Source organism: Amycolatopsis bullii, from assembly GCF_014654205.1.
In the GTDB taxonomy this organism is placed as follows: Bacteria; Actinomycetota; Actinomycetes; order Mycobacteriales; family Pseudonocardiaceae; genus Amycolatopsis; species Amycolatopsis plumensis.
On record NZ_BNAW01000014.1, the window covers coordinates 1 to 15689 of the forward strand.

Sequence of the window (15689 nt, forward strand, 5' to 3'; positions counted from 1 at the left end):
GCCGTCGCAGCAGCTGCCGATCCCGCCGTCGGCCGAGGAAACCCGCGCCGTCGCGCCGGTCCGCCGCCGTCCCGGCCCGCCGCAGCCGTCCCAGCAGGTGCCGGTGCCGCCCCAGCCGTCGCAGCAGCTGCCGACCCCGCCCGCGCCCGGTGGCCCGCTGTCGGCCCGGCTCGACGGCCTCAACGGCACCCCGGACGCCGACATCGACGTTCCGCCGCCCCCGATGGCCGGCGGCACGTTCGCGGCGCCGCCCGCGGCCCCCGGCCGTCCGCGCCGGGCGCCGTCCCGCCGTCCGGAGCCGAAGCGCGAGGACCACACCGAGCAGTTCTCGGCGGTCCCCGACGACGAGCCGCCCGCCCCGCCGGTGCCGCCGAAGGGCAAGAAGCCCGAGCCGCCGGAGCCCTCCTCGCCCGCGGGCCTGGCGAACTGGCGCAAGCGGCGGCAGAAGGAGCAGATGGAGGACACCGAGATCGGCGTCATGCCGGCGGTGCCCACCGACGCCCCGGACGACGGCTACCCCGAGGACGACTTCGACGAGCCCGACGGCTTCGCCCCGGAGGGCAGCGGCTACCAGGCCGCCTACGACGCGGGGCCGCCGACCGGCGCGTACCCGCCGCCGATGCCGTTCGCGCCCGGCGACCGGGCCTCGCGGGCGCCGATCCCGGACGACCTGGCGCCCTACGAGCGTGAGTTCGCCGACGACTACCCGGCGGACGGCCCGGACTTCGAGCAGGACGACTACGGCTACGAGCAGGGCGAAGGCTACGAAGACGACGAGTACGACGACGCGCCCGAGCCGGTCGCGGAGCCGGAGCCCGCGGCTTCGCCCGGCAAGCAGTGGCTGGCCCTGGCCGGCCAGCTGGCGATGGGTGTCGTCGGCGGGGCCGCCGTCTGGCTCGGCTTCAACTGGCTCTGGGTGAACATCCCGGCCGCCGCGCTGATCGCCGCGCTGCTGGTCGTCGTCGCGCTGGTGTGGATCGTGCGGAAGATCCGCCGCGCCGAAGACCTGCAGACGACGGTGCTGGCCGTGCTGGTGGGCCTGGTGGTGACGGTCTCACCGGCGGCGCTGCTGCTCGTCGGCCGCTGACCCCCCGGCGCCCATCGCGACGCGCGCAGGCAGGATGGCGCGCGTGACAGACGAGCAGCCGGTCCCCGTCGGACTCAGCACGGCGTCCGTGTGGCCCCTCAAGGCCGGGACGGCCTTCGAGCTGGCCGCCGAGCTCGGCTACGACGGCGTCGAGGTGATGGTCTGGGCCGACCCGGTCAGCCAGGACGTCTCCGCGCTGCGGCGCTGGTCGCGGCGCACCGGCGTGCCCGTGCTGTCGGTGCACTCGCCGTCGCTGCTGATCACCCAGCGGATCTGGTCGCCGGACCCGGCCGTGCGGCTGCGGATGTCGGTCGACGCCGCGCTCGAGCTCGGCGCGCGCACGGTGGTGGTACACCCGCCGTTCCGCTGGCAGCGCCGGTACGGGGACGCGTTCGGCGATCTGGTCGACGAACTGGAGGAGTCGAGCGGCGTCGAAATCGCCGTCGAAAACATGTTCAAGGTCCGGCCGCCCGGTGGTTCGAAGAATTCGCGCGTCTCCGCGTTCCGGCCGTCGATCGATCCGACGGACGTCGGGTTCCGGCACTACACGCTCGACCTGTCCCACACAGCGGCAGCCGAGATGGACGCGCTGGCGCTGGCGCAGCGGATGGGCGACGGCCTCTCGCACGTCCACCTGGCCGACGGCACCGGCCTCCCGAAGGACGAACACCTGGTACCCGGGCGCGGTGGCCAGCCCTGCGCCGAACTGCTCGAGAAGCTGGTCAGCAACGGTTTCACCGGCCAGATCGTGCTGGAGATCAACACCCGGCACGCCGTCACCGCGGCGCAGCGGGTCCGCGATCTGGCGGAGGCGCTGTTGTTCGCGCGGTTCCACCTCGGGCAATAACGCGCCGCGCCTCGCTACTCCCGAGTGCATTTCCGCCGGTCGAACCCGTAAAGTTCGGACCGTGAACCCGTCGCTCTCGTTGCTCGTCACCTACCCGGATTCCCGAAATGGCGCGGACCGTTCGTGAGCGGAATGGACGGCACCGCCGTGTCCTTCGACACGGCGAGTGCGGCGCGGTCGCTGGGGGACGGCACCTTCACCGCGGTGCTGCGTGCGGAATGGGCCATCGGCTCGCACCCGCACGGGGGTTTCCTGCTCGCCCTGCTGGCCCGGGCGGCCATCGCCGCCCTGCACGAGCGCGGTGAGCCGCACGCGGAGCCGCTGGTCGTCAGTGCGGAGTTCCTGCACGCGCCCGCGCTCGGCCCGGTGCTGCTGCGCACGGACGTCCGCAAGGTCGGCCGCCGCGCCACGGTGGTCGAGGTCCGCCTGGAGCAGCGCGGCCGCAGCTGCGTGGAAGCCAGGGTGACGACGGGACGGCTCCCGATGCGGCGCCCGGAGTGGACCGACGTGCCGTCGATGCCCGCCGAGCCCCCGCCCGGGGCGCTGGCGATGGCCGAGACCACCGAAGGGCCGTTCAACCTGGCCAAGGGATGCGAGGTCCGGCTCGATCCGGCGACCGCGGGCTACCTGACCGGGCGCACCGGTGAGCCGCCCCGGATGCGGCTGTGGGTCCGGCCCCGGCACAGCCTGGTGGACCCGTACTTTTCGCTGCTGGCCTCCGACGTGAACCCGCCGGTGGTGATGAACCTCGGCCGCATCGGCTGGGCGCCGACGGTCCAGCTGACGGCGTTGCTGCGGACGCGCCCGGCGCCGGGCTGGCTGCGGGTGGTGGTGGAGTCCAGGTCGGTACACGAGTCGTGGTTCGACTCGGACGCCACGGTGGTCGACGCCCAGGGCCGGCTGGTGTGCCAGGCCCGGCAGCTGGGCCTGGCCCCGGCGCCGGGCGGCTGACGGTGTGCCCGGAGGGGCCTCACGCGTGACTGGAGGGGCCTCACGCGTGACTGGAGGGGCATCACGCGTGAGGGGGGAGGCGGCACGGCGTGGCCCCGGCCCCGGGCGGTTGAGCGCGGGCCTCGACCCGGCACCGGGGCGACCGGGCGGGTTTGGCACGCTTGCCCCATGACGGTCATCGCGGTGCTGGGTGCGGGCAAGATCGGTGAGGCGTTGCTCTCGGGGCTGCTCCACGGCGGCCACGACGCCGGCGACCTCCTCTTCACCGAGCGGTACCCGGCGCGCGTCGACGAGCTGACCGGCCGCTACGGCATCCGCGGCGTCGAGGTCGAGGAGGCCGCCAAGCGGGCCGACATCCTGGTCGTCGCGGTGAAACCGCAGGACATCGAGCCCGTTCTCGACGAACTCGCGCCGCTGCTCGGGCCGTCGTCGCTCGTGGTCTCGCTCTGCGCCGGGCTGCCCACCTCGCTCTACGAACGGCGGCTCGCCGAGGGCGTCCCGGTCGTGCGGGTCATGCCGAACACGCCGATGCTGGTCAACGAGGCCATGAGCGCCATCTCCGCCGGGCGGTACGCGACCGCCGAGCACCTCGCCGTGGTGCGGGACCTGCTCTCGCACGTCGGGCAGGTCGTCGAGGTGCCCGAGGCCCAGCAGGACGCCGTCACCGCGCTGTCCGGGTCCGGGCCCGCGTACTTCTTCTACCTGGTCGAGGCCATGATCGACGCCGGGATCCTGCTGGGCCTGCCGCGCGCGCTGGCCGGGCAGCTGATCATCCAGTCGGCCGTCGGCGCGGCGAAGATGCTCGCCGAATCCGACGAGCACCCCGTGCTGCTGCGCGAGGCCGTGACGTCCCCGGCCGGGACGACCATCAACGCCATCCGCGAGCTCGAGAAGCACGGTGTCCGCGCCGCGCTGCTCGCCGCCATCGAGGCCGCGAAGGACCGGTCCGTGGAGCTCGGCAAGGCGCACGACGAGGACTGATTTCGCCGGAAAGGGCGATTGCCCGGATCTTGCACGCGCGGGTGCTTGTGCGTTAGCGCAGGTAGGGGCCCATCTCGGTGACAGGCGTCGCATTAGTCCCACCAGTCCCGCTACTCTCGATAGAGCACGTGCGTGTCGATACCACAGGTGGGGAAGCCTCGTGGCGCGACACGTGTCGAAGGACGCGGTAAACATGTCGCCGAACAAAAAGGAGGATTTGCCCGCCGTCGGGCAGGTCCAGTTCCTGACGGTCGCCGAGGTGGCCACGCTGATGCGGGTCTCCAAGATGACCGTCTACCGTCTCGTGCACTCGGGTGAGCTGCCCGCCGTCAGGGTCGGGAAGTCCTTCCGGGTGCCGGAAAAAGCAGTGCACGAGTACCTCCAGGGTGCCTACTACGACGTGGGCTGACCGGCCGCCGGGCACGCCGTGGCCAGCGGCGCGCAACGTTGCGACGTGCCCGCGACCGGCCCGCCGACCGCCCCGCCCGGGGTGACGGGTAACCTGGAAAACCGCTCGTGCCTGTGCGCTCCACCCGTTGGACGCTGCGCCGGGCAGCGTGACCGACGTCGACCTAAGGAGCGCCCATGGGCTCTGTGATCAAGAAGCGCCGCAAGCGCATGTCGAAGAAGAAGCACCGCAAGCTGCTTCGCCGTACGCGCGTCCAGCGTCGTAAGGCCGGCAAGTAAGCCTGCTGAGCGTCACCGTGGCCCGTCCAGTCTCTGGACGGGCCACGTCCATGTGGTGGGCAGGTCCGCCCGTTCGAGTGAGGCGTTCGTCGCTTTCCGGGGAAATCGGCGTCAATAGCACGTGAGACAGCCCGGAGCTACCACTGAAGAGCGGTAACATCTCAAGGGCGTCCGCGCGATGCTTCCACTGAGTGCAGGTTCGCGCGCCTCGGGTGACCGTCCACCCCCACATGCCCCACGCCGCAGGGAGTCGCATGCCGTCGAACATCGTGCTCGTCACCGGGGTCGCCGGGGAACTGGGCGGGAAACTCCTCGCCCGGCTGGGCAACAACCCCGACTTCGAGCGGGTCATCGGTGTCGACACGGTCCCGCCGGACAAGACCGTCCTGCAGCGCATGGGTCACGCGGAGTTCGTCCGCGCGGACATCAGGAACCCGTTGATCGCCAAGGTGATCAGCACGGCCAAGGTGGACACGGTGGTGCACGCGTCCTGCACCGCGCACCCGGCCGGCCCGGGCCGCCGCACGGCGATCAAGGAAGTCAACGTCATCGGCACCATGCGGCTGCTCGCCGCCTGCCAGCGCTCGCCGCTGGTCCGCAAGCTGGTGGTGAAGTCGACGGCGGCCGTCTACGGCGCCGGCGCCCGCTCGCAGGCGGTGTTCACCGAGGACTCCGAGCTCATCCCCACCTCGACCAGCGGGTACGCGAAGGACGCCGTCGAGATGGAGGGGTACGTGCGCGGCCTGGTCCGCCGCCGCCCGGACATCACCACGACGCTGTTCCGCTTCGCCAACATCATCGGCCCCGAGACCGACACCGTCCTCGCGCGCTACTTCGCGCTGCCGGTGGTGCCGACGGTCTTCGGCTTCGACGCGCGCATCCAGCTGCTGCACTCCGCCGACGCGCTGGCCGTGCTGGAACGGGCGACCTTGACCGACCGGCCCGGCGTGTTCAACGTCGGTGCGGAGGGGGTACTCACCCTTTCGCAGGCGATCCGGCGAGCCGGCCGGGTCGAGCTGCCGATGCCGCGGAGCGTGGTGCCGTCGGTCGGCAAGGTCCTGCGCGGCGCCCGCGTCGTGGACTTCTCCGCCGACCAGGTCCGGCTGCTGAACTTCGGCCGGGTCGTCGACATCGCCAAGCTGAAGCAGGAGTTCGGGTACACCCCGAGGTGGACCACGCGTGAGGCGTTCGACGACTACATCGTGGGACGGGGGCTCCGTCCGGTGCTCGACGGCGGCAAGCTGGCCGGACTGGCCGGCAAGGTGCTCGTCGCCGCCGCGACGGGGCAGAGCCGGTGAGCAGGCTTTTCGGGGGTCCGGGTGGCGGAGCCCCCGGCCCGGAGCGAAGCTCCGGTTGTCACAGCAGACCGCACGACGACTTCGAAAGCGAGGCGGGAACGGTGGGCGGTGCCGAGGCGCAGGTCATCCCCCTGCACGGACCGGGCCGGGAGAAGCCGGAAGCGGTGGCGGCCGAGCGGGACCTCCGCGAGCAGGAGGAGGCGCCGGTCGTCGCCTTCCCCGGCGGCGTCGGCCGGCCGGAGCCGGCCGAGCCCCTTTCCGACGCGGCTCGTTCGGCGCTCGGCTTCCTCCGCGGCAGGCTGACCGGCGACTACACGGTGGACGAATTCGGCTTCGACGCCGAGCTCACCGAGGCGGTGTTCCTCCCGCCGCTGCGCGCGCTGTACAAGAAGTGGTTCCGCGTCGACACGCACGGCGTCGAGAACCTCCCGGTGTCGGGCGGCGCGCTGCTGGTGTCCAACCACTCGGGCACGATCCCGCTCGACTCCCTGATGACGGCGGTGGCCGTCCACGACGAGACCGGCGGCCGTCACCTGCGCGGCCTCGGCGCCGACCTGGTGTTCCAGGTACCGCTGGTGGGGTCGTTCGCCCGCAAGTCCGGCCAGACGCTCGCCTGCCACGCGGACGCCGAGCGCCTGCTGCAGAAGGGCGAGCTGGTCGGGGTGTGGCCGGAGGGCTTCAAGGGCGTCGGCAAGCCGTTCGCCTCCCGCTACAAGCTGCAGCGCTTCGGCCGCGGCGGCTTCGTGTCGGCCGCGCTGCGGGCGGGCGTCCCGATCATCCCGGTGTCGGTCATCGGCGCCGAGGAGATCTACCCGAAGCTCGGCGACATCAAGGTGCTGGCCCGGATGCTGGGGCTGCCGTACTTCCCGGTGACGCCGTTCTTCCCGATGCTGGGCCTGCTGGGCGCGGTCCCGCTGCCGACGAAGTGGAGCATCGAGTTCGGCGAGCCGATCGCGACGGACTCCTTCGGCCCGGACGCCGTCGACGACCCGATGCTGGTGTTCCAGCTGACCGACCAGGTGCGCGAGTCGATCCAGCAGACGCTGTACCGGCGGCTTTCCCAGCGGAAGTCGGTCTTCCGCGGCTGAGCCGCGCGGTGCCCTATCCTCTCCGGGATGGCCACCCAGGACGCCCGTCCGTGGCACCCGGTCGTCCGCGCTCGTGCGGCGCTGGACGCGCTGGAGCGGCTCGTCGCGGGCATGGGCACCGCCGTGCTGGCGGTCGCCGCCTCGTTGTGGGCGCTCGGAACGGCGGTGCTCTGCCTGGCGGGAGTCGGCATCCTGCTGGTGCCGGCCGCCCTGCGCCTGGTGCGGGCGGTCGCCGACCGGGAACGGGCGCGGCTGGCGGTCGTCGGCCCGGCACCCGCGCCACGGGAACCGCGTCTCGCCCTCGCCCAGGCCGCCGTCCGGCGCGAACTGGGCTGGCTCGTCTGCCACAGCACCTTCGGGCTGGTCCTCAGCCTGACCGCCCTCACCCTGGCCGTCGACGTCATGCACGACGCGTCGTTCCCGGTGTGGTGGTGGTTCGTCTCGCCCGGCGACGCCACTCCGGCCCAGGGGTTCTTCACCGCGAAGGACTGGGGTGACGCCTTCGGGGTCTGCCTGTTCGGCGTCGCGACGCTGGTCGTCTCGGTGCTGATCATGCCGCTGCTGGCGCGGGGCCAGGCGTGGCCGGGACGGCGGCTGCTGGCGCCCGCCCGCGGGACCGACCTCGTGCTGCGCGTCGCCGAGCTGACCGCCACGCGCGCGGCCGCGCTGGACGCCCACGCCGTCGAACTGCGGCGGATCGAACGGTCGCTGCACGACGGGACGCAGAACCGGCTCGTCGCCGTGAACGTGCTGCTGGGTGCGGCGAAGCGGGCGCTGGCTCGCGATCCGGCCGCCGCCGCGGAGATCCTCGACCGCGCTCAGGACGCCGGCGAGCAGGCGCTCGCGGAACTGCGCGGGGTCGTGCGCAGTATCCTCCCGCCGGTGCTGACCGAACGCAGCCTGCCCGACGCGCTCACCGCGCTGGCCGCCGACTGCCCGGTGACCTGCCGGATCGACGCGGAGCTGCCCGGCAGGCCCGTGGTCTCCGTCCAGGTGACCGCCTACTTCGTCGTCGCCGAGGCACTCACCAACGTCGCCAAGCACAGCGGGGCGCGCACCGCGACGGTCCGGCTCCGCCGCGAACGGGACCGCGTGCACGTGGAGGTCACCGACGACGGCCGCGGCGGGGCGGCCGAGGACGCCGGGTCCGGGCTCACCGGCATCCGGCGCCGCGTCGAGGCCCACGACGGGACGTTCGCGCTGGCCAGTCCGGCCGGCGGACCGACAACCCTGAGGGTGAGCCTGCCGTGCGGATCGTGATCGCCGAGGACGACCTGCTGCTGCGCGAGGGGGTCGCGATGCTGCTGCGCGCCGAGGGCGTCGACGTGCTGGCCGCGGTGGCCAACGCCGAGGACTTCCTGGCCGCCGTGGACGAACACGCGCCGGATCTGGCCATTGTGGACGTCCGGATGCCGCCGACGCACACCGACGAGGGCATCGTCGCCGCCGTCGAGGCCCGCCGCAGGCAGCCGGGGCTCGCGGTGCTCGTGCTGTCGGCGTACGTCGAGCAGGCGTTCGCCACCGACCTGTTCACCGACGGCGGGGCCGGGCTGGGGTACCTGCTCAAGGAGCGCGTCGGCCGGGTCGAGGAGTTCCTCGACGCCCTGCACCGGGTCGTGGACGGCGGCACCGCCATCGACCCGGAGGTCGTCGCCCAGCTGCTGACGCGTGGCCGCCCGGACAACCGGCTGGAGCGCCTCAGCACGCGAGAGCGCGAAGTGCTGGCGCTGATGGCCGAAGGCCTGGGCAACGGCGCGATCGCCGAACGTCTCGTCGTCACCGACGGCGCCGTGCACAAGCACATCCGCAACATCTTCGCGAAGCTCGACCTCTCCCCGGCCGACCGCGCCGACCGCCGGGTCACCGCGGTGCTGCACTACCTGCGGGGTCAGGCGGCGGGTTCCCGGCCCGCCGGCCGATAGCCCAGCCGTCCCCGGGTCGCGACGAGCAGCACGAGCGCGATCACGGCCGAGGCGAGCAGGAACGCGTGTGTCGTGTCCCGAGGCGACAGCGACGGGAACATCTGCGACCAGGCGAGCGAGAAGAAGTTGTTGACGCTCGTGTGCAGCAGCATGGCGATCGGCAGGCTCTGGCCGGTGCGGTTGAACACCCACGTCATGATGATGCTGAAGGTGACGCAGGTCGCGACGAACTCGATCGGCGTCAGCCAGGTGACGTCCGGCCAGCCGCCCCACTCGCTGAAGAACAGGGGCAGGTGCCAGATCCCCCAGAGCGGGCCGAGGATCAGCGTGCCGCCGAGCGGCCCGTAGCGCTGCTGGAGGCGGGGGAGGGCGAAGTCGCGCCAGCCGGGTTCCTCCGCGAGCCCGGTCGTGACCATCTGCAGCAGCAGGCCCGGCACGTAGGCCACCAGCGTGGCCACGGCGGGAACCACGGGGCTCTGCTCGGACAGCGCCATCGTGGTGATCGTCAGCACGGCCGGCACGCTGAGCACCACCGTCACGTACCAGAGCCAGCTGACCCGCCACTTGAACAGCCGCCCGGCCCAGCGGCGGAGGCCGATGCGCCCGTCGGCGATCGCGGTGACGAGGAACGCCGAACCGATCGGGCCGAGGTACGCGCCGGGCAGGACACCGGCGAACTGCGAGGTACCGAGCAGCTCCGGGAACCGGAAGTGCAGGACGCCCAGTCCGTTCTCCGACAGGATGTAGGGCGTCCACGCGACCCAGCTCAGCAGGTTGGCCAGAACGAAGAACCACGTCAACGGGTGTCTGCGGACACTGTCCCGCAGTCCGCCTCCGCCGCCGGTCCGTTCTTCGATGTCCACTCGGGTCGCCACCGCACTGCCCTCCGCCGAAGCCGTTTCGTGATGGGGAAAGCACATCAGCCGGCGTCGGCCCGGTCATTCCCGCGCGCACCCGAAGAGGGGGTAGCGCAGGCGCTACCGGCGGGCTTTCCAGGGGAAGCCGGTGCTCAGTCGCTGACGTGGGCGGTGTGGTCGAGCCAGTGCCGGGCGAGCACGGCGTCGCCGTCCACATCGACGCTGCCGAGCGGGCTTCGCCTGGTCAACGTCCGCAGCAGGGCCGCGGCCGAGCCGATGATCGTCACGTCGGCCGGCCGGGCCGCGGGCTGCCAGGTCGCCCCCTCGGGGCGCCGCTCGACGAACCACGCGCCCTCGGCGGTGTCGGTGGCCCGCCACTGCAGGGTCTGCCCGGTGCCCCGGAGGGCCTGTGCGGAGTCGGGCCGCTTCAGTGCCCAGGTCGGCGAGGTCAGCATCCTGAGGTGGTTGGTGATGAGCGCGGCCGCGACGTCGGCTTCGACGTCGAGCGGCCGGCCCGCCGCGGCCGCCGCGTCGAACCCGTGGACGACCGCTTCGTTGAGCATGCTGGACAGCCAGAACTGCGTCCCCGACCGCTCGTCCCCGGCGGCGTTGAACACCGGCGCGTCGAGCGCGTCATCGGAACACGCGGTCGCGACCCGGTTCGCCGACTCCGCCAGCCACGCCGGCCACTCACGCGGGTCGGCGGGGAGCTCCGGCAGTTCCGTGGGCAGCCGGGTGGGGTCGGTGATGCGCTGCTCGATGATGTCCGCGACCCAGTGCTGGGTCTGGCCCAGGTGCCGCACCAGGTCGGTGACGGTCCACTCCGGAGCCGTCGGCACGGCGGCGTCGGGGCCGGCCGCGGCAGCCGCTTCCGCCAAGCGCCGGGTGTGGTCGACGATCGCGCGCCGGGTGCGGTCCGCGTTCAAGCCGGTCATCGTGATGTCCTCTGCGCTCGGGGCGCCCGGTGTGGGTGCCTTCACCCAGCGTCGAACGACCGCGGCGGGAATCGACCGGTGTCGGGCAGAGTTTTCAGCGGCGGCGGTAAGCCATCCCGGCCGCCACGGCACCGGCCAGCGCCCCGGCGCCCAGCACCGACGGCACGCCGATCTTCGCGGCCTTGCGGCCCGTCCGGAAGTCGCGGATTTCCCAGCCCCGCGCCCGGGCCACGTCCCGCAGCCCGCCGTCCGGGTTGACCGCCACCGCGGTGCCCACGACCGACAGCATCGGGATGTCGTTCGCCGAGTCCGAGTACGCCGTGCAGCGCTTGAGGTTCAGGCCCTCGCGGGAGGCCAGCGCCCGCACCGCGTGCGCCTTGGCGCGGCCGTGCAGGAGGTCGCCCACCAGGCGGCCGGTGTACACCCCGTCGCGGGTCTCGGCCACCGTGCCCAGTGCGCCCGTCAGCCCCAGCCGCCGCGAAATGATCGCCGCCAGCTCGATCGGCGTCGCCGTCACCAGCCAGACGCGCTGGCCCGCGTCCAGGTGCATCTGGGCCAGCGCGCGCGTGCCGGACCAGATCTTGTCCGCCATCAGCTCGTCGTAGATCTCTTCGCTGATCGACGTCAGCTCGGCCACCGTGCGGCCGGCCACAAAGGACAGTGCGCGCTCGCGGTGGGTCTTGATGTCCTCTTTGTTCTCACGGCCACCGAGCCGGAACTTGATCTGGCCCCACACGAACCCGGCCAGGTCCGACGACGTGAAGAACTTCCGAGCTGCGAGGCCGCGGGCGAAGTAGAAGATCGACGCGCCCATCATCATCGTGTTGTCGACGTCGAAGAACGCGGCCGCGGTCAGGTCCGGGGGCGCGGGCGGGGCCGGGGGTTCGGAAAGCGCGTGCGCGGCTTCGGCCGACGCTTCGCCCGCCAGCTCGGCGAGCCGTTCGAGCTCCTGACTCTTGTCCTTGCCACGCCAAGCTGACACGTACACCGCCTCCACGTCTCCTTTGCACAGCGTAGCGAGCCGCCCACTGCTTCGTCGCAGGTGTGGGCCGGACCTCAGCCGATGACGATCGGCGGCAGGCCCGGCAGCAGCGGCGGCAGGGAGATCAGCGGCGGCGGGGACGTCGTCGTGGTCGGCGCGGGCGGCCGGGTGGTGGTCGTCGGGCTGCCGTACACCGGGGGCGGCGTGACCCCGCCGCTCGGCATGGGGATGCCCGGGGTCGCCGCGGCGTCCGACGGCGGCAGCTGCGTGCCCGTCGGGGCCGGCGACGTGCTGTCCGACGGCGGGGGCGCGGCCGAGGACGACGCCGACGTCGGCTGGGTGCCCGCCGCCGGGGCCGGGCGCTGCGTGCACTCGCCGGTGGCGGGGAGCGGACCGAGCTCGTCGGCCGAGCCGGCGGTGATCCGGTAGCAGTTCATCCGCGCGACCAGGCCGCTCGTGCGTTCCTGGACCTTGCCCAGCAGGTCCCGGACGTCGCCGAAGACCGGCGCCGCGTCGGCCGGGAGGGGCTGCGCGGCCAGCCTGGCCGCCTGGTTGCGCGCCCACAGCCGGAGGTCGGACAGCGCCTGCGCGCCGCTGCCGTCGCTGGTCGCCACGGCGGCCAGCTGGGCGACGCCGGCCCGCAGGTCGGTGGCGAAGTCGTCGTACGCGGTCCGGTAGTCGGCCGCGCTCGCGTCTTCGGCCGCCAGCTCGCCGAGCTCGGTGATCCGGTTGGTGGCGAACTCGAGGTGCTTGCGCGCCTTCTCCTGGTCACCGAACGTCAGGCCCAGGGCGGTCGACTCGCCGGCGCGCTTCACGCTGTACAGCGGGTCGCCGGGCAGCGCGGTGCGCGAGAGCACCAGCGTCAGGCCCGCGAGGGCGAGGAAGAGGAACAGCGCGGCGGCCACCAGGTCGGCGGTCCGCGGCCGCCACCTCCGACGGGGGGTGGTGGCCGCCGCCGTCTCCAGGCGGCCCGCGATCTCCGCGCGGATCCGCTGCCGGGTCTCCAGGTCCGGCGCCCCGGCCGCGCCCAGGTCACGCAGGGCGCCGACCAGCGCGAGTTCGTCGGCGAACTCGTCGTCGCGGCGTACCGGCGACGGTTCCAGGGCACGCGCGAACCGCTCGCTCTCGGCTCGCTCACGCGCAAACCTCACGGCGCTGCTCTCCATCCCTGGCCTCGGCCGGTCCTGACACCGGTCTGCGTGGGGTAACGATCCAGAAGCCGCCAGGGTTACCGGTTTCCGCCGACGAACGGAAAAGTTCGCGGGTTCAGCGCAATCCGGTGGGCAGAAGTTGTGCCAATCGGCGCACGGCGCGGTGCTGGAGCGCCTTGATCGCGCCTTCGTTGCGGTTCATGATCTCGGCCGTCTCGGCCACCGACAGGCCCTGCAGGAACCTCAGGACAATGCATTCGCGCTGGTCATCGCCCAGCTCCGCGACGCAGCGCAGCAGCTCGGCCCGGGTGGCGCGGCTGATCGCCTCCTGTTCGGGGCCGACCTGGGTGGCCGCGCCCACGCTGAAGGGCGCCGAACCGGGCTCGGTCACCTCGTCGGTGACCACTTCGAGCTTGAACCGGCTCGACTTGACGTGGTCGAGCACGAGGTTGCGGGCGATGGTGACGAACCAGGCGCCGACGTCACGTCCCTGGTAGCTCACCGACGTGATGCGGCGCAGCGCCCGCAGGAACGTCTCGCTGGTGACGTCCTCGGCGAGGTCGCGGTCCCCGAGCCGGAACAGCACGTACCGGTAGACGACGTCGACGTAGCGGTCGTAGAGCCGGCCGAAGGCGGAGGAGTCGCCGTCCTGCGCGGCCCGCACCAGGTCCCAGGCTTCCGCCTTGGCCGCCTCGGCGCGTTCGTCGTCGGCCGCCTGCCTGCTCAACGGCACGGCCGACGTCCGGCCGAAGACGCGTTCGGCGAACATGAAGACGGGCCCGCGGCTCACGGCGGTCGGCAGGGTCATCGGGCGGCACCTCCGGCGGCGGCTTCGGCCCGGCGTTGGGCCACGGAACCCCCGGCACCCCGGCGAGCAGGGGCCGGCCGGCTCGCATGCCCCACGACCTCGTGGGCAGGCAAGTTCCTCACGGCGACTCCCTCTCTCCGGTCGCGGCGGTGATCATCGACACCGGCGCGACGCAGTGCAGCATACGTGTAGTTACCGCTAAGTAGGTAGTGGTTCCGGGGTTGCGCAGACGCGACGCTCGCGGTCAGCACCCATGACGTCGCTTCAGATGACAGACTTGCAACGGTTCACGCCGGGCGAGGAGAGGCAGGTCGCGGGTGAGTGCTCCAGAGGGGACGCAGCCGGGGGTCGGCGGGCTGCTCACACGGGCCGCGGCGACGTGGCCGGAGCACCCGGCCGTGCTCGAAACCGGCACCGGACGCGGCCTGACCTACCGCGAAGCCGACGCGGCCGCCCAGGCCCAGGCCCGCCGGCTGGCGGACGCGGGTGTCGCGCCGGGCGACCGGGTCGGGCTCCGGCTGCCGACGTCGGTCGACTTCGTGGTCGCCTTCTTCGGCGCGCTGCGGGCCGGCGCGGTGGTCGTGCCGCTGTCGCCGCAGGTGCCCGGCCCGGAGCTCGGGAAGCTGCTGGAGCACAGCGGCGCGAAGGTCGTCGTCCAGCGCGACGCGAACGACGACCTGCCGGACGGCGTGACCGGTCTCACGCTCGCGGGTGACCCGGACGGAGGAGGCGAGTTCGCCGACGCCGGCCGCTCCGGCGAGGACATCGCGGTCATTTCGTACACGTCCGGCACGACCGGCCCGCCGCGCGGGGTGATGCTGTCGCACCGGGCGCTGCTGGCCAACCTGGAGCAGATCAGCGGCGTCGAGGGCGCGCTCGAGCACGACGACCGGGTGCTGATCACCATCCCGCTCTTCCACGTCTACGGCCTCGGGCCCGGCCTCCTGCACGCTGTTTCCGCCGGTGCGACCGCGGTGCTCTCGGAGCGCTTCGAGGCCCAGCGCACGCTGGACGACTGCGCCGAACACCGCGTCACCTCGATCACCGGCGTCCCGACGATGTACGGCGAGTTCGCCGCGTTCGGCGCCGACGAGCTGCGCCGCGGCCTGGCCACCGTGCGGCGGATGACCTCGGGCGCCGCGCCGCTGCACCCGAAGGTGCTGACCGCGATCCGCGAAGCCACCGGCCTCGACGTCTACGAGGGCTACGGCCTCACCGAATGCGCGCCGGTGGTGACGTCGACGCTGGTCACCGGCTACCCGAAGCCCGGCTCGGTCGGGCGGCCGCTGCCCGGGATCGAGCTGCGGCTGGTGGACAGCGACGGCACCGACCAGGCCGTCCCGCTCGACCCGGACGACGTCGACGACGTCTTCGAGGCCGAGGGCGAGACCGGGCTGGTGTCGATCCGCGGCGCCAACCTCTTCTCCGGTTACTGGCCGGACGGGGACCACGGCCCCGACGACGAGGGCTGGTTCCGCACCGGCGACGTCGGCTACCTCGACACCGACGGCGACCTGCACCTGGTCGACCGGGCCAACGACCTGATCATCGTCAACGGCTTCAACGTCTTCCCGCGCGAGGTCGAGGAGGTCATCGGGCAGCTACCTGAGGTGGCCGAAGCCGCGGTCGTCGGCGTGGTCGACGAGCGCAGCGGGGAGGCGGTCAAGGCGGTCGTCGTGCCGTCGGCCGGGGCGGCGCTGTCCGAGCAGCAGGTCGTCGACCACTGCGCGGCCCACCTGGCCGGGTACAAGGTGCCGCACGCGGTCGAGTTCGCCGAGTCGCTGCCGCATTCGGCCACCGGGAAGCTGCGCCGCCTGCGGCTGCGGTAGGAAGAACGGCATGGCGCACGAAGTGACGGTGATGGGCCGGGACGGTTGCCACCTCTGCGAGGTCGCGGAGGCCGAGGTCGCCCGGATCTGCGGCGAGCTCGGCGTCGCGTGGAAGGCCGAGGACGTCGACACCGACCCCGAGTGGCGGGCCGAGTACGGCGACCGCGTCCCGGTGATCCTGGTCGACGGCGCCGAGCACGGCTACTGGCGCGTCGAAGAGGACCGGCTGCGGCGAGCTCTGCAGCCGTAACCGGCTCGTAAGGCAG

The 15689-nt window shown here is 72.7% G+C and carries 17 protein-coding genes; 12 read left to right on the plus strand and 5 right to left on the minus strand.

Features of this window, described 5'->3' with window-relative positions; all coding sequences use genetic code 11:
- The 10 genes from IE317_RS17775 to IE317_RS17820 all read left to right on the plus strand — a co-directional run.
- Positions 1-1087 (plus strand): hypothetical protein (locus IE317_RS17775; protein ID WP_229902776.1); only part of this gene is annotated, 1087 nt, incomplete at its 5' end.
- Between the two features lie 34 nt (positions 1088-1121).
- Positions 1122-1934, plus strand: coding sequence for a sugar phosphate isomerase/epimerase family protein (locus IE317_RS17780; protein WP_191311404.1), 813 nt, complete (start codon positions 1122-1124; stop codon positions 1932-1934).
- Between the two features lie 132 nt (positions 1935-2066).
- Positions 2067-2885 carry a thioesterase family protein gene (locus IE317_RS17785; protein ID WP_191311663.1) on the plus strand — a complete coding sequence of 273 codons (819 nt, stop codon included), beginning with the start codon at positions 2067-2069 and terminating at the stop codon, positions 2883-2885.
- A 168-nt stretch (positions 2886-3053) separates the two neighbouring features.
- Positions 3054-3866: a pyrroline-5-carboxylate reductase gene (gene proC, locus IE317_RS17790; protein ID WP_191311406.1), complete on the plus strand. Its 813-nt coding sequence runs from the start codon at positions 3054-3056 to the stop codon at positions 3864-3866.
- A gap of 193 nt (positions 3867-4059) precedes the next feature.
- Entirely contained in the window at positions 4060-4275 is a 216-nt protein-coding gene (locus IE317_RS17795; protein WP_013222402.1) for a helix-turn-helix domain-containing protein, read from the plus strand.
- A 176-nt stretch (positions 4276-4451) separates the two neighbouring features.
- Positions 4452-4553: a 30S ribosomal protein bS22 gene (locus IE317_RS17800; RefSeq protein ID WP_007030867.1), complete on the plus strand. Its 102-nt coding sequence runs from the start codon at positions 4452-4454 to the stop codon at positions 4551-4553.
- Between the two features lie 254 nt (positions 4554-4807).
- On the plus strand, positions 4808-5851 hold the full coding sequence (locus IE317_RS17805) for an NAD-dependent epimerase/dehydratase family protein (protein WP_191311408.1): 1044 nt from the start codon (positions 4808-4810) through the stop codon (positions 5849-5851).
- Positions 5852-5952: 101 nt separating this feature from the next.
- Positions 5953-6939, plus strand: coding sequence for a lysophospholipid acyltransferase family protein (locus IE317_RS17810; protein WP_191311410.1), 987 nt, complete (start codon positions 5953-5955; stop codon positions 6937-6939).
- 27 nt (positions 6940-6966) lie between these two features.
- Positions 6967-8199 carry a sensor histidine kinase gene (locus IE317_RS17815; RefSeq protein WP_191311412.1) on the plus strand — a complete coding sequence of 411 codons (1233 nt, stop codon included), beginning with the start codon at positions 6967-6969 and terminating at the stop codon, positions 8197-8199.
- Positions 8187-8861: a response regulator transcription factor gene (locus tag IE317_RS17820; RefSeq protein ID WP_191311414.1), complete on the plus strand. Its 675-nt coding sequence runs from the start codon at positions 8187-8189 to the stop codon at positions 8859-8861. Before IE317_RS17815 ends, IE317_RS17820 begins: the two co-directional genes overlap by 13 nt.
- Here IE317_RS17820 and IE317_RS17825 read toward each other — a convergent pair.
- From IE317_RS17825 to IE317_RS17845, 5 genes are all read right to left on the minus strand, one after another.
- A complete protein-coding gene (locus IE317_RS17825) occupies positions 8828-9736 on the minus strand; it encodes a CPBP family intramembrane glutamic endopeptidase (RefSeq protein ID WP_229902777.1) in 909 nt (302 codons plus the stop codon). The two genes, IE317_RS17820 and IE317_RS17825, sit on opposite strands and share 34 nt — an antisense overlap.
- A gap of 134 nt (positions 9737-9870) precedes the next feature.
- Complete coding sequence (locus tag IE317_RS17830; RefSeq protein WP_191311418.1) at positions 9871-10653, minus strand: maleylpyruvate isomerase family mycothiol-dependent enzyme; 783 nt, start codon at positions 10651-10653, stop codon at positions 9871-9873.
- A gap of 94 nt (positions 10654-10747) precedes the next feature.
- The gene (locus IE317_RS17835) at positions 10748-11635 is read right to left on the minus strand and encodes an HAD family hydrolase (protein WP_229902778.1); all 888 of its coding nucleotides are present in this window, start codon (positions 11633-11635) and stop codon (positions 10748-10750) included.
- Positions 11636-11709: 74 nt separating this feature from the next.
- A complete protein-coding gene (locus IE317_RS17840; protein ID WP_191311420.1) occupies positions 11710-12786 on the minus strand; it encodes a DUF5667 domain-containing protein in 1077 nt (358 codons plus the stop codon).
- A 115-nt stretch (positions 12787-12901) separates the two neighbouring features.
- On the minus strand, positions 12902-13594 hold the full coding sequence (locus IE317_RS17845; RefSeq protein ID WP_191311422.1) for a sigma-70 family RNA polymerase sigma factor: 693 nt from the start codon (positions 13592-13594) through the stop codon (positions 12902-12904).
- 317 nt (positions 13595-13911) lie between these two features.
- Here IE317_RS17845 and IE317_RS17850 point away from each other — a divergent pair, with 317 nt between their 5' ends.
- Both IE317_RS17850 and IE317_RS17855 read left to right on the plus strand, forming a co-directional pair.
- Positions 13912-15423 (plus strand): AMP-binding protein, encoded by a 1512-nt coding sequence (locus IE317_RS17850; protein WP_191311424.1) that lies wholly within the window; start codon positions 13912-13914, stop codon positions 15421-15423.
- Between the two features lie 10 nt (positions 15424-15433).
- Positions 15434-15673, plus strand: coding sequence for a glutaredoxin family protein (locus IE317_RS17855; protein ID WP_103351881.1), 240 nt, complete (start codon positions 15434-15436; stop codon positions 15671-15673).
- The last annotated feature ends 16 nt before the right edge of the window (positions 15674-15689 follow it).